Origin of the sequence: Bacillus sp. NH11B (genome assembly GCF_001884205.1) — a bacterium.
Lineage (GTDB): Bacteria > Bacillota > Bacilli > Bacillales > Bacillaceae_G > Bacillus_A > Bacillus_A proteolyticus.
Genome location: NZ_MAOG01000142.1, coordinates 32,148 through 49,705, shown reverse-complemented (window position 1 = coordinate 49,705; position 17,558 = coordinate 32,148). Strand labels below are relative to the sequence as shown.

The window sequence follows — 17,558 nt, the reverse complement described above, 5'->3', positions numbered from 1 at the left end:
ATAAAAGGGGCGTTTGACTAATATGAAAGAAAACGAAAAGGTAATTATGGAAAAAGGGATTCATACGGATTTTAAGGAGAATATGACGTACGGAGAGTATTTACAGCTAGATAGCTTATTATCTAGTCAACAAAGATTATCAGACCATCATGATGAAATGTTATTTATCGTCATCCATCAAGCGAGTGAGCTTTGGATGAAATTAATTTTACATGAACTGAATGCGGCAATTGAATCTATTAAACAAGATAAATTACCACCAGCTTTTAAAATGTTAGCACGCGTATCAAAAATTCAGTCACAAATCATTCAATCTTGGGATATTCTTGCGACATTAACGCCATCAGAATATATTGAGTTTCGTGATTCACTTGGTCAAGCTTCAGGCTTCCAATCGTATCAATATAGAATGATTGAGTATGCACTTGGTTATAAAACACCACATGCATTAAAGATTTATGAAAAGGACCCAGAATTACATGCTCGTCTTCATAAAGCACTTCATGCACCAAGTTTGTATGATGTGGCGATACAAGCCCTTGTTAAAGAAGGATTCCCAATTCATAAAGATGTGTTAAATCGTGATGTTACGCAGCCTTACGAAGAGGATGCAACTGTAGAAGCGGCTTGGATAGAAGTATATGCGGACGTGCAAAAATATTGGGATTTATATCAGCTTGCAGAGAAATTAATCGATATTGAAGACTGGCTACAACAATGGCGTTTCCGTCATATGAAAACAGTAGAACGAATTATCGGTCATAAAATGGGAACAGGTGGCTCTTCTGGTGTATCGTATTTAAAACGAGTACTTGATCAACGCTTTTTCCCAGAGCTTTGGAATGTTCGAACGAAATTATAAGAATAAACTTGTCAGCTAATAAAGGCTGGCAAGTTTATTTTTTTGTTTTAAAAACAAATATGATTTAATAGAAAGAACGAGATGAACAACAAATATTACATAATCATTTAGATGGAGGAAAATTTCTTGAATTTCGAGCAATTACAAAATAAATTTGAAAAGAAAAAAGTTAATACATTTCTTGTTTACCAAAAGGGAGAATTAACGACTGAATATTTTAAAACGAGTGACTGTAAAAATGACTTATATAAAATTAATTCGATTACAAAAAGTATCGTATCCATATTAATCGGCATCGCAATTGATAAAGGATGTATAAATGATATACATACACCAATCACAACATGGATTCCCAATGTACCGGAGAAAAAAAGGGAATTAACGCTGTATCATTTATTAACGATGACAACAGGAGAAGATTGGCAAGAATTCGGCAATGGGGTTGTTTTCCCAAATGACTTTGTGGAATCAGACAATTGGGCACAATTCATTTTTGAAAAGCCGTTCATTGAAGAAATGGGTATGAAAATGAATTATAACTCAGGTTCTTCCCACTTACTTAGTTACGTCATTCAAGAAGCAACTGGAATGTCGACGGAGCAGTTCGCGAAAAAGTATTTATTTGATCCATTAAACATTACGGAATATGAATGGCAACAAGATCCGCAAGGTGTATATGTCGGCGGATTCGGTATGAAAATGAAATCTATAGATTTATTAAAGCTAGGAAAATTATGTTTGCAGAATGGATATTGGAAGGGAAATGAAATTATATCATCGAAATGGTTAGAGCAATCAAGTACAGCTCTATTTGAAACGTATGAACATGTCGGGGCATATGGATATCACTGGTGGGTATTAAATAACGAAAGATTTCACATACCGTATTGTATGTATTTTGCTATGGGATACGGAGGGCAATACATTATTATCATTCCGCAGTTAGAGCTCGTAGCTGTAATTAGTAGTCACATGCCTAAACGTGGCCTCGTACCATTAAAGTTATTTATAGAGCATATAAAAGAGAATGCCAATCATAAATAAGAAGAGGGAGGAGGTGTGTTATGAGAAGTGCAAAAATGATAGCAATTTATAGACTATTTTTAAGTCTTCTAGCGTTTAGTGCACTTATTACACAATTTGTTACAAGGGCACAAGTGAAACCGTTCAATCCAGTTAATTTTTTTAGTTACTTCACAATTGAAAGCAACATTTTAGTGGCGGTAATTCTTCTATTAAGTAGTTTGGGGACAGCCCTATTTGGACGTTCCGAGCAGTTTGGAGTTCTTCGCGGCGCAGCTACAGTATACATACTGACAACGGGACTTATTTATTTTTTGTTATTAAGGGGATTAGAAGAGTCACTTCAAACGCCGATACCGTGGGTAAATACTGTGCTCCATTACATCATGCCATTAGCAATGATTTTAGATTGGGTTATAAATCCACCTATGAAGACAATCACGTGGAAACAAGCAACTAGTTGGCTGATTTTCCCGATTTTATATGTTATTTATAGCTTAATACGTGGTCCATTCGTTAATTGGTACCCATATCCGTTTCTCGATCCGAGAATAGGTGGATATGGGAAAGTACTTTTATATAGTATCGGAATAGCGGTTGTAATTGGAGTTATTTGTGGATTGGTGAAAATGCTAGGGAATCGATCTTTAAGTTTAAAACAATAACTTTCATTATTAAATGTGTATGAATAAACCCCTCTGTTTTACTTAAAACAGAGGGGTTTATTTGTTCTATCGACTTGTTTTCTGGAATGACATCTTTAAAAACTTCTCTGTTTTCGTATCAAATTCTACATCAACAAAAACACCATATTCTTTTCCATCCTCACGAAGCCACAATTTAAATTTTTCAACTGTTATTTGAACAGTTTTTGGTTTTCTACCTATATGAAGGTAATCAATAATCTCTGCTTTCGGATATTGTTCTTTCGTTTTTTCAACGGCCAGTTTACCCCATTTTGCATAGGGTGGCTGTGCGTGAACTATAGATGGCCCCGTATATATATTTGAACATGTTGTTATTAAAAAAATTATAAATGCTGTACGTGTAATGAATTGCTTCATAATAAGCTCCTTTTATTCTTTTTGTATATTGTTTACATATTTCTTTAAGCATATAAGTTTGGATTTTTTTGACTTCTTTACATAAAAGCGAGGGTTTTACAAAACATAACCATGAAATCATTTCCGTAATTAAGGAGGGAAATACATGCATCAAAAGACTGTCTTTAAGATAGCGATTTTACTCGTCTTTATCGGGCTATCTTTAATGGTAAGTAGTATACAAATGAAAAATGTAGAAGCCTTTTCGAATCAAGTTATTCAAAGAGGAGCATCTGGTGAAGATGTTATTGAACTGCAATCTCGTTTGAAATATAACGGATTTTATACGGGAAAAGTAGATGGTGTTTTCGGATGGGGTACATACTGGGCACTTCGGAATTTTCAGGAGAAATTTGGACTACCTGTTGATGGTTTAGCGGGTGCTACAACGAAGCAGAAACTTGTTAAGGCAACGAAGTATGATAAGTCGACTGCTAATAAAGGTACTACAACGAATAAAGGGAATAGCGGCGGTACTGCACAAGAAAATAAACCACCACAAAGTAAAGGGACAAATGTTCCAAACGGTTATTCTCAAAATGATATTCAGCTAATGGCAAACGCTGTTTACGGAGAGTCACGTGGTGAGCCATATTTAGGACAAGTAGCAGTGGCTGCGGTTATTTTAAATCGTGTTACAAGCGCATCGTTTCCAAATACTGTTTCAGGTGTAATCTTTGAACCGAGAGCCTTTACAGCAGTAGCGGATGGACAAATCTATTTAACGCCAAATGAAACAGCGAAAAAGGCTGTATTAGATGCGATTAATGGATGGGATCCAACAGGGAATGCACTTTATTATTTCAATCCAGATACTGCGACAAGTAAATGGATTTGGAGTCGTCCACAAATTAAAAAAATCGGTAAACATATTTTCTGTAAATAGAGCGGAGGTGGAAACATGTTACGAGGTATTATCATTGTACTATTAACAGTAGGTGTAGTTGGAACAGGATATTGGGGCTATAAAGAGCATCAAGAGAAGAATGCGGTATTAATTAGAGCGGAAAATAGTTATCAGCGCGCGTTTCATGATTTAGCGTATGAGGTTGACCTATTACACGATAAAATCGGAACAACGCTTGCGATGAATTCACGTTCATCTTTATCACCAGCATTAGCAGATGTTTGGCGTTTAACATCCGAAGCCCGTTCAGATGTAGGGCAACTACCATTAACATTAATGCCGTTTAATAAAACGGAAGAATTTTTAGCGAATATCGGTGATTTTAGTTATCGTGCAGCGGTTCGTGATTTAGAAAAAGAACCGTTAAATGATCAAGAATATAAAACGTTACAAGGTTTATATTCAAATGCAGGAAATATACAAGATGAACTGAGAAAAGTGCAGCATCTGGTGTTGAAAAACAATTTACGCTGGATGGACGTAGAGATGGCACTTGCTTCAAATCGAGATCCAGCAGATAACACAATTATTGATGGATTAAAAACAGTTGAGAAGAATGTAACGTCATACTCTTCTACAAACTTCGGACCGACTTTTACAAGTGCACAAAAGAATAAAAAAGGTGGATTTGAAGCAGAAGGAAAGGCTATTTCAAAAGAGGAAGCGGAAAAAATCGCGAAATCATTTTTAAACTTAAAAGGGAATGAAAAAGTAGAAGTCGAGAAAAGTGGAAAAGGTGCGAAAGAATCATTCTACAGTGTGAAAATTCAAGATCCAGCAACGAACAATGAGTATTATATGGATATTACCGGAAAAGGTGGATATCCAATTTGGGTAATGAATAACCGAGAAATTAAAGAGCAAAAAATTAGTTTAAATGATGCAGGAAGTAAAGGGTTGGCATTTTTAAAGGATCATAAGTTTACAAATATGGAGCTGTTTGATAGCTCTCAATATGATAATATCGGTGTGTTTACGTACGTTGTAAATGAAAATGGAATGCGTATTTATCCAGAAGCAATCCAAATGAAAATTGCTTTAGATGATGGATCGATTGTTGGTTTTTCCGCAAAGGAATATTTAGCATCGCATCAAAAACGAACAATTCCGAGTGCGAAACTAACTGCTGCTGAGGCGAGAAAGAAAATTAACCCCGATGTAAAAGTTATGGAAGAACGTAAAGCTGTAGTAGTAAATGACTTGCATAATGAAGTACTTTGTTATGAATTTATTGGTACTTTAGGGAAAGATACGTACCAAATTTTCATTAACGCAAATAATGGAGCAGAAGAAAAAGTGAAGAAGATGCAAGCTGTTGAAAAAATTTATGATTAAACATCAATGATAAAGTGGTGAAAATAATGAAAATCATTATATATATGTTAATGCTTTGTTTCGTTATTACTGGATGTAGTATTGGGAAAAAAGACAATCCTAATGAAAAGCCAGAACAAAAAAATGTCTCGATGAAAAATGTTACGTATACGAATAAATCAAATAAGCCAAACGAAAAAGCTGCTGATCATTTAGCATCTTTAGCTGCAAGTATACCTGGTGTAAACGATGCGACAGCAGTAGTAGTTGGGAAATATGCTGTTGTAGGTATTGATGTAAAAGCGAAACTTGATCGAACTCGCGTGGAGTCAATTAAGTATTCTGTTGCAGAAAGTTTGAAGAATGATCCCAATGGTGCTAATGCAGTCGTTGTAGCAGATGTTGATACGTATGAAAGATTAAAACAAATAGGAAAGCAAATTAAAAATGGTAAAACTGGTGAAGGTATACTTGATGAATTAGCAGCAATTGTTGGCCGAGTAATGCCACAAGTTCCAAATGATATGATTGAAAATAGAGAAACGAATCCAATTAAAGATAATGATAAACAATTACCAAAAGATGAAGAACAAGAACTACGAAAAGAACAAGAAGATCAGTCAAATAACCATTTGAAAAAATAGTGAAAATCCCGTACTAAATTGTACGGGATTTTCCTTTAAGATTAAATATTCAGTTTATTTTTAAGGGAATATATGGTTTAATAATGAGGGGAGGGACAACCGTTATGATGAAAAAAAGCGTACTCATATTAGGTAGTTTATGCATATGTTTCAGTATGACAGCGTGTGATCAAAAGAAAGAAGTGAAGAAGAAAACGGCTACGTCTTCTACAATAACGGAAAATAAAAAGCAAGAGTCTATTAATATAAATCATTTCTCAAATATTAATGAAGGAATGACTTATTTAGAAGTGAAAGAATTAATCGGTTTTGAAGGGGATTTACTCATAGAAGAAGGGGTAGAACATTCTACACAAATTAAACAAATTTTTGCTTGGAAAGGAAGCGATCCAAAATCATTTGCTGAAATAACATTTTTGGATGGAAAAGTGCAGTCTAAAGCGCAGCAAGGTTTAAGTTAATAAGTTAAAAATGGGAGAGTTAAGCATGAACATACATACAGGGGAAATACAATTAGTTCCGTATAAGGAGCAGTATAAAGAGAGAATAGAATCATTTAGTTTACCAAGTGAACAAGTGCGATTCACAGCGAATCCAGGTGAATTACTGGAGAAAGCGAAAAATGATCGAACTAAAAATGTAGTTGTTATTTTGGACTTTAGCGGAGTACCTGTCGGTGTTTTTGCATTACAAACGGGTGACAGAGTACAGGAGTTTACAGAAAATAAAGATGCCATACTTTTAACCTCTTTTTCTATTAATCACAATAAACAAAGGAAAGGATATGCTAAAAAATCATTGACTTTATTACCAGAATTTGTAAAATATTATTACCCAATAAAAAATGAAGTGATTCTTGCTGTAAATGAAAAAAATATTCCGGCACAAAAGTTATATGAGAAAGTTGGATTTCAAGATAAAGGGTTTAGACGAATGGGACCAATCGGACAACAATTCATATTACATTTACCTATAACCAAATAATGAGATAACAAAGCTTACTCTTGAAGAAAATCATGTAGTAAGTTTTTTTATTACATGATATGTTAGAAAAATCAATGTAAATATCCGAGGAATATGAAGATGTAAATATATCTGATTTTTAGGACTGTTAAAATATGAGGTGCGTTGTTATGACAATTTATATTGCACTACTACGAGGAATTAATGTAGGTGGACATAAAGTAATCAAAATGTTGGATTTGAAAAAAGTCTTTGAATCAATAGGGTTAAAAAAAGTGAAAACATATATTCAAAGTGGAAATGTAGTGTTTGAGTCAAAAGAAGGGATAAGTTTTTTAAAGGAACGAATTGAATGTGAAATTAAGAATGTTTTTGATTTCGATGTTCCAGTCATGTTAAGAACAAAAGATGAATTTATAAATATTATAAAAACGTGTCCTTATGAAGCCGGTTTATTGTTAGAAGGAGAAAGCATACATGTTGCCTTTTTAGCCAATGTACTTTCTGAAGAAGACAGTAATCAGTTGTTTACGATTAAAAGTGAAATAGAAGATTGCCATATTGAAGGGAAAGTAGTGTATTTGTTTTTCAAAAAAAGTATCCGGAATTCTAAATTAATGAACCAGTTTCAAAAATTACATACACCAGCTACAGTAAGGAATTGGCGGACTGTAAATAAGTTAAAAGCAATAGCGGAAGATATGTATTAAAAAAGTGGTTTTCTATTTACAGAAAACCACTTTTTTTATTTATATTGTTTTGCGACAATGAGTTCAATGATAGGATAAATAATGAAGGAAGAACAAAGTGCTATAAATAGAGGAAGGTTCTTTATTTCATCGAGTAATAGGGATGAAAATCCTTCTGAAAATATTAAAATAAGAAACATCATACACATAAGTACAAAATAAGAAATTTTAAAGCTTTTATATGTAATTTGTTGTCCCATCTCATCTTGACTTTCTTCCGATACTCCGTTTGGATCTCCCCATGTAATATGATTAATTAAATTACCAAGTATTAAAGAACCAGCGAAAATCGTCCCGCCCAAAATTGAACCTTCAGTTATGTATTTGTATGTGCCATGTACAAGTATAGCGATTAAAGAAAAAATTATGATTACAAAAATAGTTTTTTTAGTATTCAATATATAATTGCACCTCCACTTTTGTAAAAAACTCTTTACATCCATAGTATAAAATTGGAAAGGTTTCGTGTCCAATACTTTTTACACAAAAGGTGAAGGTATATAGTATTTTGTTTTAAAGATAAATAAAAAATTACATTACATTTGAATGTAAAAGAATAGGCTCGCATATATTTGGAAGGGATGTCAGATTAATTTAGGGGGTAGTTATGTCTATACTTTTAAAAGCTGGTGCAGATGCAGGAAATAATGGTTTGAAGTTAATGGTGAAAGGGCAGGACCCTATTTTTATCCCGAGTATTTATTCTTTATATATAGGAGAGCCTACAGGACTGTTAGATGAGGGAGATGTATCATTATCAGAATTAGAGAATCACATTGATGTGACCATTAGTTCTCCATCGCTAATGTTAAATAATGTACGATACATCGTTGGAGAAAAAGTGATTCAAGATCAATTAAAAGGTACTGAGGTGGAGAAGAAATCAAATAAGTCTACTGATGAATTAATGGTTATTACAATCCTTTCTGGTTTAGCGATAAGTGCTATGCGTCAAAGTCCAACTTCAAGTCATATTAATATTCGTTATGATTTATCGGTCGCTCTTCCTATGCAGCTTATTACACAGGAAATCGCTGCTGAAAATGCAAAACGTTATATGGGAAATCATAAGGTTGTTTTCCATTATCCGAACGGACGGGATGTTACGATTAATGTTTCTATTGAGTTTTGTAAATGCCTACCTGAAGGCGCTTCTGGGACGTGGGGCATTGTATATGATGAAGAAGGAAATGTTGTGAAACATAAAATAGAATGTGAACAAAATCAAGTTTCAGAAATTGATTTTGTTGATAAAACATTATTATCTTTTGATATTGGCGCGGGGACAACCGAAGAAGTTGTTTCGTTAGGGGTAAATTTCCGTCCGCAATTAAGTAAAGGGTTATCGTACGGTGTAAAAGAAACGTTACTACAAATTATTACAAGATGGAATCGGAAATATCCTACGAAAACAATTGATAGCATTACAGAATTTAACCAAATTTATTTAAATGAAAAACACCCGAGAAATGCATTGTTAGTTGAGGAATCGCAACCAGCGTTTTTAGGTTTAGCTGCACGTGTCGCAACAGATATTATTAACAAAATTGATGATATGAAAGACGATCCATATGTATTTATTTATGGTGGGGGCGCAGTTATTATTAAAAATAGCTTGAAAATGATTTTAAAACAAAAAGGACGCTTGAAAAATGTGATTTTTGTAGATAACCCGTTATTTACAAATGCTCGTGGGTTATTAGTATACACATGCTCGCCAAAATACAGAGAGCATAAACAAAAAGAGTTAGGGTTTACAAACTTAACGATAAGTTAGTTGGTGGAAGTATGCGATCTAGGCGATATAAACGTGGTGATCGAGTGAAAATTAATATTAATAAATCAGTATCGCCTGAAATGATTGCTTGGCTTAATAAACAATCTAATCCAACTAATTTCTTTTTCTTTGCAGCCCAGCAATTATTTAAACAAGTAGGAGATATTGATGTATCAAAAACCTTGCCAAGTAGCCATGTTTTTTCTTTATATGTAGAACCTTCATCTCTATTAAAAGTTGAAATGAATCCATTTAAAAACGTACCATTAGAAACTAGTAAATCCACCGAAAATGTAAAAAAAAAATCGTGGGAATCTGTTGATCAATTAGATTGTCCATTTTTTTAAACATAGAAAAAATAGGTAGAGCCCATCACTATACATAGGAATGCAGTGATGGGTTTTTGTTATTGTATCGTAATATCTATAAAGTGAAACTATAATCAGTGGGGGGGTGTTCATCCCCACTGATTATTAGCCCTCACGAATTGGGTGTTTATGGGCAGCGGGGCTTCCACCTAACTTCTTTGTTTCAGCCGAATTTTGAGGTGGGAGTTTTACTGCCCACAAATAGCGGGATAAATAGAAGGGGACAAAACAATTTGTGCCCCTTCTAAAAGTTATCCTTATCTTATATAGGATATATGTTCTGAAACTGCTTCAATAATTTTATCCCAGTCATCGGGATGATTCTCATGTCCTGTACCTTCAAGGGTTAATAGCTTTGAGTTCGGAATTTCTTCAATAAGTGCGAGTCCATGTTCAAGTGGAAGAGCTCTATCGTCCGTACCATGAATTACTAAAGTTGGTACCAGAATTGATTTAAGTATACCCTCATAAGAATCATCGCCTGTTAGGAGGGCGTGATTAAACATACTTAATAGATTGTTAGCACGTTCTATTTCTTGTTTTACTTGTTTCAAAGTTCTTGCTTCATTAAATATACGCTTTGATCCACAGAGTAGACGTGATCCTGTAACTAAATATTTCGCTATAACATCTTTATTTGTCCAATCTAAATTCACACCATTAGCATGATGTGTCAAAATTCTTTCATCCATTGGAGGCAAATCACGAGTATTGTTATCAGATCCAATAACGCTTGTTGCTAGTAATGTTAAGGTTAATATTCTTCCTGGGTGTTTTATTGCAGCAATTTGAGCAATCATACCTCCTAATGACATGCCTAGAAGGTGTGCCTTGTCAATATGATACGCATCGAGCACCCCGATTGCATCTTCAGCCATGTCTGCTACAGTGTAATTGGAAGTCCCAGGCTCATATGTAATAGAGCGCCCAACATCACGGTTATCATAGCGAATGACAAATCTCCCTGTGCTAGCTAACCTTTCACAAAATTCTTCATCCCAATAAACCATTGAACACGTAGCTCCCATAATTAATAATATTGCTGGGTTATTAGGGTTGCCAAAGCTTTCTGTACATAAATCAATACCGTTTACTTTGAAAACTTGTTCATTCATAGTACACTCTCCGTTTCATTAAAAATTAAAGAAAATATAACTTTTGTTGTTTCTTATCCGGAAACTAAATTGTATTAAAGTTAGGTACATGCTTTTTGCACTCATAATACTTAATTAGTAGAGATAAATATCACCTCCAAACATATTTATTATCATTTGAGACGAAAAATTTTGAAAAATAATTGTTAGTTATTAAAATTAACAGAAAGGAGGAGAGGAAATGAAAGCAATTATTATTGATCAATATGGTAGTGTTGAAAAATTACAAGAAAGACAAGTTCCAAAGCCGGTTATTAAGTGTAATGAAGTATTAATACGCATACACGCAACATCTGTCAATCCTGTTGATTGGAAAATAAGAAAGGGAGAATTACAAGAGAAACTGCTATTTTCATTTCCAATAATATTAGGTTTAGATGTTGCTGGAGTAATTGAAGAAGTTGGAGAAGATGTGGACCATTTCAAAATAGGAGATAAAGTGTTTACGAAACCAGAAAATATAGGGAAAGGCTCCTATGCTGAATACATTACAGTAAAATCAGATTTAGTAGCTTACATGCCAAATAATATTAGTTTTGAAGAAGCTGCGTCTATACCTCTTGCAGGACTAACAGCTTGGCAAAGTCTTGTTGATTACGCACTAATAAAAGAAAATGATCGAGTATTAATTCATGCTGGAGCTGGTGGAGTAGGTAGTTTTGCAATTCAAATCGCGAAATCATTTGGGGCTTTTGTCGCTACAACTGCAAGTAGTAAAAATGAAGAGTTTTTAAAGTCTTTAGGTGCTGACCTCATCATTGATTATAAAAAAGATAAATTTGAAGAGCTACTATCGGATTATGATATTGTGTTAGATACAATCGGCGGAGAAGTACAAGAGAAAAGTTTTCAAATTATTAAGCCTAGTGGTGTTCTAGTTTCTATCGTTCATGAACCGGTACATGAAGTACAAGGAATAAAATCAGGATTTTTATGGTTAAAACCAAGCGGAAAGCAATTATACGAATTATCAGGTTTGATTCAAGCTGAAAAAATTAAACCAATCATTAGTAAGGTTGTTCCGTTTAATGAAAAAGGAATTAGAGAAGCTCATATTTTGAGTGAAAGTCAGCATACTAGAGGGAAAATTGTAATTACAATGGAATGATGTTTACATAAATATACGAGTGGTGACTTAAAAAGAAAATTGTCACCACTCATATAAACTACAATTTTTGCATGACAAAAGTAATCGCATTCGTATTTAATTGAATGTGTGTACCGTTTCGTAGAATATCATACGCTAAACTTTTTATTTCAACTTTTACTTTTTGCCATTCGGTATAAGCGCCTTTTAGTGTACGTATCATTTCTTCCGTAGGAAGGTTAATTTCAATTAAAGCATCTAATTCTTGATTCGTTTCCAAGTCAATTTCTTGAATGCTAGAGTTAACTATTAAACAATTGATACCACCACTCTTTGTCCCATTTTTCATAGAGTGAAGCACTTTTTTAAAATCGTCTATTGATCTGACATGTTCTAAACTTGATACTGCAACGATGTAGTCATAAGTATTAGGAACAATATAGTAGTTTTCAATTGCTGCTTGTTTCGTTTTTATGTATTCAAATACACCATATTCTTTGCTATAAACTTGTAACTTCGTTAAAGCCGAATCGAGTAGATCAACACAAGTAACAGTGCCGCCACTATTCGTGATTTTTTGTGCAATCGGAATACTGTTTCTACCGACACCAGAGCCAAGGTCAAGTATTTGTAGGTCTTTCTGTCCTTCAAAATAGTTCAGCATGTCCAAAACTGTTTTAACGGGTTTATAAAGCCAAGATCCAGCTTCGAATAATTTATATTGATCATAGCAAAGATCGTGATAGTTTTTCTCTTCTTGTCTTATGTAATCGATTCTGTTCATAGTGTTTCAGCTCCAATAGTTTCATGGCGAAATGAATAGGTTGGACAACCTTTGACATTCATTTGAATTCGAAATATACCACCAGCATGTGGGTACTGTTTTAATTCCGCATCCGTCATTCTTGTTCGGGCTGTTGTGATATATAAATCGGTCAAATTAGGTCCTCCAAAAGTACACGACGTAACATATAAAGCAGGAATCGGAATACTTAAAATCTGTTTTCCAGTAAAGGGATTCCATCTAGTAATCTTCGAGCCTCCCCAATGTGCAATCCATAAACAACCTTCTACATCAATTGTCATGCCATCGGGTATACCTTCATTTTCAGGGAAGATGATAACATCTGTTGGATTGCTAATTACACCAGTATGTATATCATAATGAAAACGGACTACTTTTTTTGTAGGTGTATCAATGAAATAAAGAAATGTATGATCAGGGGACCAAGCTATACCATTTGACGTATTTACATGTGCAACTTTTTTATCTACGTTGAAATTATTGTTTAAACAATACAAGGAACCAGCAGCATTAATACCGTATAAGTCTGTAGTGCCCGCCCAAAAGCGGCCAGCTGGATCGCATTTTCCATCGTTAAAGCGATTTTCTAATAAATCTGGTTCAGGGTCATAAATATGTGTAAGTATTTTTGTGTCAAGATTAAGAGAATAAAAGCCTTGTTCCATTGCTACTAAAACTTCATCGTTCGTATATGGAACAACACAACCGATTTGTTGGTCGAGAGTGATTGCTCGGTTTGTTTTTTTAACAGGATTATAAAGACATAATTTTTTCTCGATAATATCAACCCAGTATAATAATTGTTTCTTCTCATCCCAGCAAGGACCTTCCCCTAAATTCGCCTTAGCATCAACGACTAATTCTATATTTCTGAGCAATATGTTTCACCTCTATTCATTAAAGCTATATATAAAGTTCGATAAGACGAGAGGTAAACCTTTCACTGAAATGAAATTAAGATTTCCAGTGTAAGAAAAGAGGGCCTTATCACGTAATTCGAAAATAGCGTATAGCCATGGGGAGGGAAATGCATATGATGTTTTATGAAATTGTCTGTTTTTCATGTAAAAATGTATTTCGCGTATACGAAGGAAGCGGAAAATATAGGGAATTCAAGAGAAATCCGGAGGGGAAATATTGTTGTAATGAATGTAGTCATAAAATTCAACTGGAAGCGATAAAACATTTTTTTAGATAGTTATATGCTATTTGTTTTCGTTCAGAAAAATTTGACAATGTATTCGTTATAAATTATCATATGTAAAAACTAATATTCAAAATGGCATTGAAGAGAAGAGTAGTTAAGAATGAATACATACAGAGAGCTCTGGTAGCTGAGAAAGAGCGGTTAAACATCTTAACGAAAAAAGACTTGGAGCTGCGCAAGGAACTAATTTGTTTAGGAATGGTGCGACGGGTTCTCCCGTTATAGAGATAGGGTATAAGCATATTTTGCCGTACCTGAAAAGGTTAATATGGTGACGTATTAACAAACTGAGGTGGTACCGCGAAGCTAATAACTCTCGTCCTCAAGATTAATAATCTTGGGGGTGGGAGTTTTTTTATTGTATAAAACTGAAAATGTGAAAACAAAAATACAATTGAGGTGAGTATATGCATTGGGCGTATGAAGTGGCACATAAATTAATTAGAAAACATCCCAACAAAGAAACTTTTGTTTGCGCATCTGGAATTAGTCCATCTGGTTCGGTTCATATTGGTAACTTTCGTGAAATAGTAACGACTTATTTTGTTGTAAGGTCGCTTCAAGATTTAGGGAAAAAGACTCGTTTTATATTTTCATGGGATGATTATGACAGGTTTAGAAAAGTTCCCAAAAATATTGATCCTTCTTTTGCAAAATATATTGGTATGCCATACTGTGATATTCCTGATCCGTATGGGTGTCATAATTCGTACGCAGAGCATTTTGAAAAAGAGTTTGAGGAATCGCTTCAAGCATTTGGAATTGAAGTAGAATTTATTTATCAACATGCTGAATATAGAAGCGGAAGGTATAACGAAAACATAATAGAGTCTTTGTATAAAAGAAAAGAAATATATGATATTTTAATGGGTTTTAAAACAGGAATACACCGAGAAGAGGATAGAGAAAACTTTTATCCCGTTACGTTATATTGTGAGAGCTGCGGGAAAGATGCAACAACTATTACACATTTTGATGAAGTACTAAAAACAGTTCGATATGACTGTGAATGTGGAAATCAAAATAAATTATCCGTATTAAATACAAATCAAATGAAACTGAATTGGAAAATCGATTGGCCGATGAGATGGATGATAGAGGATGTAATTTTCGAACCGGGTGGGAGAGATCATTCATCGGAAACAGGTAGTTATAATGTATCAAAAGAAATTGCAAGGAAAATATTCAGTTGTGAAGCCCCTCAATACGTTGCTTATGATTTCATTGGAATTAAAGGGCATCATGAAAAAATGTCCAGTTCTTCAGGGAATAGTATTACACCTAGCGACTTATTAAAAGTGTATGTACCAGAAGTAATTCTGTTTATGTTTGCAAAATATAAGCCTGATGCAGCTTTTCATATTGGACTTGATGAAGATGTGATTCGCAATTATACAGAGTATGAGAGATTGAGGGACAGTTATGAAAATAAAACAATCAAAAATGAAGATTTATTTGATGCAATTAAACTTTCTAGACTTGATAGCCGATTTAAAGAGTATCCAAAGTTTAATCAAGTAGCAGGAACTTTACCGTTATTAAATTTTGATTCGTCTATTTTACAAGATATATTAGAGAAAATAGATAGGTGCTATGGATTACCTGAAATGATAGCGATAAGTAATCGTGCAGAGTATTGGATAAGAAACTTTCAATCTAAAAAAATAATTGCGGTAAATAAAGAGAAAAATACGGAGTTTTATAACACATTAGATGAAAGGCAGAAAAAATGGCTAGTAGAAGTTTGTAAAATACTTCGTTATAATAACGATCATTCTAAACTAATGGAGCAATTGTATACGATTTGTCATCATGAAAATAAAAAAATAATGAAAGAAAATCAAAAACAATTATTTACCGTTATATATAGGCTCATTATGAATCAATCAAGTGGTCCACGTATACCGTTATTAATACATGTAGTAGGCGCCAGAAAATTCGTCACATTATTAGATTTCTAAAAGATAGTTAAAAGCAACGCAAGTACTCAATAGAATAAGTACTTGCGTTGCTTAATTTTTACTATCTTGAATACATTTTTGGACATTCATCACCACTTGGTTCGTAAAAGCAATGACTTTTAAATTGTCCTGCAAACGGCTGATTATACCACTCGGATGGACAAGCTCCAACTGGACGAAAATACCAAAGAGCCCATCGTGCTGGCCAGCGCCATTCACCTTGTAAAACTTTTCTTGCGATTTCTTTTTCTGATTCACGGGCACGTTGATAAAAGTATCCGTATTGAACCGCTTCGAATCCGCCAGGGCTTTGATATACTGCATCACGCACAGATCGAAGCTCTTTAAAATCTAAACAATCACAAAACACACGATTTACGACAACACATCCAACAAGTTGTTCACCTTGTCGTCCTTCGCCCTCAGCTTCAGCACGAATTAATCGAGCGAGTAAATCAACGTCGCTTTCGTTGTATGGAATAAGGGGCATTGTAATACCACCTTTCTTTACCTGTTATAGTAAAGAGTGTATGTTTCAAAATGAGCTAAGTGCATTTTTCTTTAAAATAACTACTAATTTTAAAAAGGAGCTTATACAGATAAAAGCTAATTATTATATAGAAGATAAAAACGAAAAAGGAGAGGTACTATGCATCGTATTCATAAAGAACATATCATTTACGCAATGTCACCAGAAAATAAGCCCTGTATGGAAGTGGAAATTGGGAGCCGTCTTGTATTTGAAACATATGATTGCTTTGAAAATCAAATTGATTCTGAAGATGTTGTGTTTCAAGAATTAGATTGGAACCGAATTAATCCAGCGACTGGACCTGTATATATTAAAGGTGCAGAATCTGGTGATATATTAGCCGTAACGATTGAAAAGATTAAAATTGCAGAGCAGGGTGTTTTAACTACAGGTGCGAACCTCGGTGTAATGGGGGATGAGCTAAATGAAAATACAGTGAAAATTGTCCCAATACATAATGAACATGTTATATTTTCCAATGAAATACATATTGCAATTAACCCCATGATTGGTGTAATTGGTACGGCCCCGAAAGAGGAGAGTATTTCCTGTGGAACACCGCATGACCACGGCGGAAATATGGATTGTAAAGAGATAAAAGAAGGCACTACATTATTATTACCTGTAAATGTTCCTGGCGCTCTTTTGGCATTAGGAGATTTACACGCTGCAATGGGTGATGGTGAAATTGGTGTTAGTGGGGTGGAAGTTGCTGGAGAGGTAACTGTAACTGTTCAAATTATAAAAGAAAAAAAATGGCCATTACCAATGGCTATCCAAAAAGAAAAAATAATGACGATTGCTTCAGAGAAATTGTTAGACGATGCAGCGAATCGTGCTGTACGTAATATGGTGACATTTTTACATGAAGAATTAGAAATGTCTAAAGCAGATGCAACTCTTTTATTATCAGCAGCGGGTAATTTGAAAATTTGTCAAGTTGTGGATCCACTAAAAACGACGCGGATGGAACTAGGAATGGAATATGTGGAGAAGCTGGGTTTTAATTGTAGTAAATTTAATATTAAATAAGAATAATAGAAGAAGGATGCTGTTTTTTTTAGTATCCTTTTATAATTTACGGATTAAATAAAAAGAGGTA

21 protein-coding genes and 1 other annotated feature are annotated in these 17,558 nt (G+C 34.2%); of the genes, 15 read left to right on the top strand and 6 right to left on the bottom strand.

Annotation, left to right across the window (positions count from 1 at the left end; all coding sequences use genetic code 11):
* The first annotated feature begins 22 nt into the window (after positions 1–22).
* The 3 genes from kynA (at position 23) to BAU27_RS28065 (ending at position 2,550) form a co-directional block, all read left to right on the top strand.
* Positions 23–862: a tryptophan 2,3-dioxygenase gene (kynA, locus tag BAU27_RS28075; RefSeq protein ID WP_071746132.1), complete on the top strand. Its 840-nt coding sequence runs from the start codon at positions 23–25 to the stop codon at positions 860–862.
* A gap of 126 nt (positions 863–988) precedes the next feature.
* Positions 989–1,906, top strand: a complete 918-nt coding sequence (locus tag BAU27_RS28070; RefSeq protein ID WP_071772718.1) for a serine hydrolase domain-containing protein — start codon at positions 989–991, stop codon at positions 1,904–1,906.
* Between the two features lie 20 nt (positions 1,907–1,926).
* The gene (locus BAU27_RS28065) at positions 1,927–2,550 is read left to right on the top strand and encodes a Pr6Pr family membrane protein (RefSeq protein WP_071772717.1); all 624 of its coding nucleotides are present in this window, start codon (positions 1,927–1,929) and stop codon (positions 2,548–2,550) included.
* 66 nt (positions 2,551–2,616) lie between these two features.
* Here BAU27_RS28065 and BAU27_RS28060 read toward each other — a convergent pair whose 3' ends face one another.
* Positions 2,617–2,949 (bottom strand): DUF3889 domain-containing protein, encoded by a 333-nt coding sequence (locus BAU27_RS28060; protein ID WP_002119887.1) that lies wholly within the window; start codon positions 2,947–2,949, stop codon positions 2,617–2,619.
* Between the two features lie 145 nt (positions 2,950–3,094).
* Between BAU27_RS28060 and sleB the strand changes: the two genes are divergently transcribed.
* From sleB to BAU27_RS28030, 6 genes are all read left to right on the top strand, one after another.
* Positions 3,095–3,874: a spore cortex-lytic enzyme gene (gene sleB / locus BAU27_RS28055; protein ID WP_071746129.1), complete on the top strand. Its 780-nt coding sequence runs from the start codon at positions 3,095–3,097 to the stop codon at positions 3,872–3,874.
* Positions 3,875–3,889: 15 nt separating this feature from the next.
* Positions 3,890–5,230, top strand: coding sequence for a germination protein YpeB (gene ypeB / locus BAU27_RS28050; RefSeq protein ID WP_071746128.1), 1,341 nt, complete (start codon positions 3,890–3,892; stop codon positions 5,228–5,230).
* A gap of 26 nt (positions 5,231–5,256) precedes the next feature.
* On the top strand, positions 5,257–5,853 hold the full coding sequence (locus BAU27_RS28045) for a YhcN/YlaJ family sporulation lipoprotein (RefSeq protein WP_071746127.1): 597 nt from the start codon (positions 5,257–5,259) through the stop codon (positions 5,851–5,853).
* 83 nt (positions 5,854–5,936) lie between these two features.
* Positions 5,937–6,314, top strand: coding sequence for a hypothetical protein (locus BAU27_RS28040; protein WP_175546574.1), 378 nt, complete (start codon positions 5,937–5,939; stop codon positions 6,312–6,314).
* A gap of 25 nt (positions 6,315–6,339) precedes the next feature.
* The gene (locus tag BAU27_RS28035) at positions 6,340–6,837 is read left to right on the top strand and encodes a GNAT family N-acetyltransferase (protein ID WP_071772715.1); all 498 of its coding nucleotides are present in this window, start codon (positions 6,340–6,342) and stop codon (positions 6,835–6,837) included.
* Positions 6,838–6,986: 149 nt separating this feature from the next.
* On the top strand, positions 6,987–7,526 hold the full coding sequence (locus tag BAU27_RS28030) for a DUF1697 domain-containing protein (RefSeq protein WP_071772714.1): 540 nt from the start codon (positions 6,987–6,989) through the stop codon (positions 7,524–7,526).
* Positions 7,527–7,561: 35 nt separating this feature from the next.
* Here the strand turns inward: BAU27_RS28030 and BAU27_RS28025 are convergent, their stop codons facing one another.
* Positions 7,562–7,963, bottom strand: coding sequence for a hypothetical protein (locus tag BAU27_RS28025; RefSeq protein WP_071772713.1), 402 nt, complete (start codon positions 7,961–7,963; stop codon positions 7,562–7,564).
* A 209-nt stretch (positions 7,964–8,172) separates the two neighbouring features.
* Here BAU27_RS28025 and BAU27_RS28020 point away from each other — a divergent pair, with 209 nt between their 5' ends.
* The gene (locus BAU27_RS28020) at positions 8,173–9,342 is read left to right on the top strand and encodes a ParM/StbA family protein (protein WP_071746122.1); all 1,170 of its coding nucleotides are present in this window, start codon (positions 8,173–8,175) and stop codon (positions 9,340–9,342) included.
* Positions 9,343–9,353: 11 nt separating this feature from the next.
* Positions 9,354–9,689 carry a hypothetical protein gene (locus BAU27_RS28015; RefSeq protein ID WP_071746121.1) on the top strand — a complete coding sequence of 112 codons (336 nt, stop codon included), beginning with the start codon at positions 9,354–9,356 and terminating at the stop codon, positions 9,687–9,689.
* A gap of 278 nt (positions 9,690–9,967) precedes the next feature.
* Here BAU27_RS28015 and mleBCA read toward each other — a convergent pair whose 3' ends face one another.
* A complete protein-coding gene (mleBCA, locus tag BAU27_RS28010; protein WP_071746120.1) occupies positions 9,968–10,825 on the bottom strand; it encodes a BCA family alpha/beta fold macrolide esterase in 858 nt (285 codons plus the stop codon).
* Between the two features lie 220 nt (positions 10,826–11,045).
* Between mleBCA and BAU27_RS28005 the strand changes: the two genes are divergently transcribed.
* Positions 11,046–11,972, top strand: a complete 927-nt coding sequence (locus BAU27_RS28005) for an NADP-dependent oxidoreductase (RefSeq protein ID WP_071772712.1) — start codon at positions 11,046–11,048, stop codon at positions 11,970–11,972.
* 58 nt (positions 11,973–12,030) lie between these two features.
* On the opposite strand, the gene BAU27_RS28000 is transcribed toward BAU27_RS28005, so the two are convergent.
* Entirely contained in the window at positions 12,031–12,735 is a 705-nt protein-coding gene (locus tag BAU27_RS28000; RefSeq protein WP_071772711.1) for a class I SAM-dependent methyltransferase, read from the bottom strand.
* On the bottom strand, positions 12,732–13,634 hold the full coding sequence (locus tag BAU27_RS27995) for an SMP-30/gluconolactonase/LRE family protein (protein WP_071746117.1): 903 nt from the start codon (positions 13,632–13,634) through the stop codon (positions 12,732–12,734). Before BAU27_RS27995 ends, BAU27_RS28000 begins: the two co-directional genes overlap by 4 nt.
* 149 nt (positions 13,635–13,783) lie before the next feature.
* Between BAU27_RS27995 and BAU27_RS27990 the strand changes: the two genes are divergently transcribed.
* Both BAU27_RS27990 and lysS read left to right on the top strand, forming a co-directional pair.
* A complete protein-coding gene (locus tag BAU27_RS27990; RefSeq protein WP_071746116.1) occupies positions 13,784–13,954 on the top strand; it encodes a DUF2197 domain-containing protein in 171 nt (56 codons plus the stop codon).
* 78 nt (positions 13,955–14,032) lie between these two features.
* Positions 14,033–14,290, top strand: a binding site (T-box leader).
* 80 nt (positions 14,291–14,370) lie between these two features.
* A complete protein-coding gene (gene lysS / locus BAU27_RS27985; protein ID WP_071772710.1) occupies positions 14,371–15,924 on the top strand; it encodes a lysine--tRNA ligase in 1,554 nt (517 codons plus the stop codon).
* Positions 15,925–15,985: 61 nt separating this feature from the next.
* Here lysS and BAU27_RS27980 read toward each other — a convergent pair whose 3' ends face one another.
* Positions 15,986–16,414 carry a cell wall hydrolase gene (locus tag BAU27_RS27980; RefSeq protein WP_071746114.1) on the bottom strand — a complete coding sequence of 143 codons (429 nt, stop codon included), beginning with the start codon at positions 16,412–16,414 and terminating at the stop codon, positions 15,986–15,988.
* Positions 16,415–16,573: 159 nt separating this feature from the next.
* Between BAU27_RS27980 and BAU27_RS27975 the strand changes: the two genes are divergently transcribed.
* Entirely contained in the window at positions 16,574–17,488 is a 915-nt protein-coding gene (locus BAU27_RS27975; RefSeq protein ID WP_071772709.1) for an acetamidase/formamidase family protein, read from the top strand.
* Positions 17,489–17,558: the final 70 nt, after the last annotated feature.

Excerpts from the sequence above, each read along its gene's own strand:
- kynA (WP_071746132.1), top strand. The coding sequence starts at position 23 with ATGAAAGAAAACGAAAAGGTAATTATGGAAAAAGGGATTCATACGGAT.
- BAU27_RS28065 (WP_071772717.1), top strand. The coding sequence starts at position 1,927 with ATGAGAAGTGCAAAAATGATAGCAATTTATAGACTATTTTTAAGTCTT.
- BAU27_RS28060 (WP_002119887.1), bottom strand. The coding sequence starts at position 2,949 with ATGAAGCAATTCATTACACGTACAGCATTTATAATTTTTTTAATAACA.
- sleB (WP_071746129.1), top strand. The coding sequence starts at position 3,095 with ATGCATCAAAAGACTGTCTTTAAGATAGCGATTTTACTCGTCTTTATC.
- ypeB (WP_071746128.1), top strand. The coding sequence starts at position 3,890 with ATGTTACGAGGTATTATCATTGTACTATTAACAGTAGGTGTAGTTGGA.
- BAU27_RS28045 (WP_071746127.1), top strand. The coding sequence starts at position 5,257 with ATGAAAATCATTATATATATGTTAATGCTTTGTTTCGTTATTACTGGA.
- BAU27_RS28040 (WP_175546574.1), top strand. The coding sequence starts at position 5,937 with ATGAGGGGAGGGACAACCGTTATGATGAAAAAAAGCGTACTCATATTA.
- BAU27_RS28035 (WP_071772715.1), top strand. The coding sequence starts at position 6,340 with ATGAACATACATACAGGGGAAATACAATTAGTTCCGTATAAGGAGCAG.
- BAU27_RS28030 (WP_071772714.1), top strand. The coding sequence starts at position 6,987 with ATGACAATTTATATTGCACTACTACGAGGAATTAATGTAGGTGGACAT.
- BAU27_RS28020 (WP_071746122.1), top strand. The coding sequence starts at position 8,173 with ATGTCTATACTTTTAAAAGCTGGTGCAGATGCAGGAAATAATGGTTTG.
- BAU27_RS28015 (WP_071746121.1), top strand. The coding sequence starts at position 9,354 with ATGCGATCTAGGCGATATAAACGTGGTGATCGAGTGAAAATTAATATT.
- mleBCA (WP_071746120.1), bottom strand. The coding sequence starts at position 10,825 with ATGAATGAACAAGTTTTCAAAGTAAACGGTATTGATTTATGTACAGAA.
- BAU27_RS28005 (WP_071772712.1), top strand. The coding sequence starts at position 11,046 with ATGAAAGCAATTATTATTGATCAATATGGTAGTGTTGAAAAATTACAA.
- BAU27_RS28000 (WP_071772711.1), bottom strand. The coding sequence starts at position 12,735 with ATGAACAGAATCGATTACATAAGACAAGAAGAGAAAAACTATCACGAT.
- BAU27_RS27990 (WP_071746116.1), top strand. The coding sequence starts at position 13,784 with ATGCATATGATGTTTTATGAAATTGTCTGTTTTTCATGTAAAAATGTA.
- lysS (WP_071772710.1), top strand. The coding sequence starts at position 14,371 with ATGCATTGGGCGTATGAAGTGGCACATAAATTAATTAGAAAACATCCC.
- BAU27_RS27980 (WP_071746114.1), bottom strand. The coding sequence starts at position 16,414 with ATGCCCCTTATTCCATACAACGAAAGCGACGTTGATTTACTCGCTCGA.
- BAU27_RS27975 (WP_071772709.1), top strand. The coding sequence starts at position 16,574 with ATGCATCGTATTCATAAAGAACATATCATTTACGCAATGTCACCAGAA.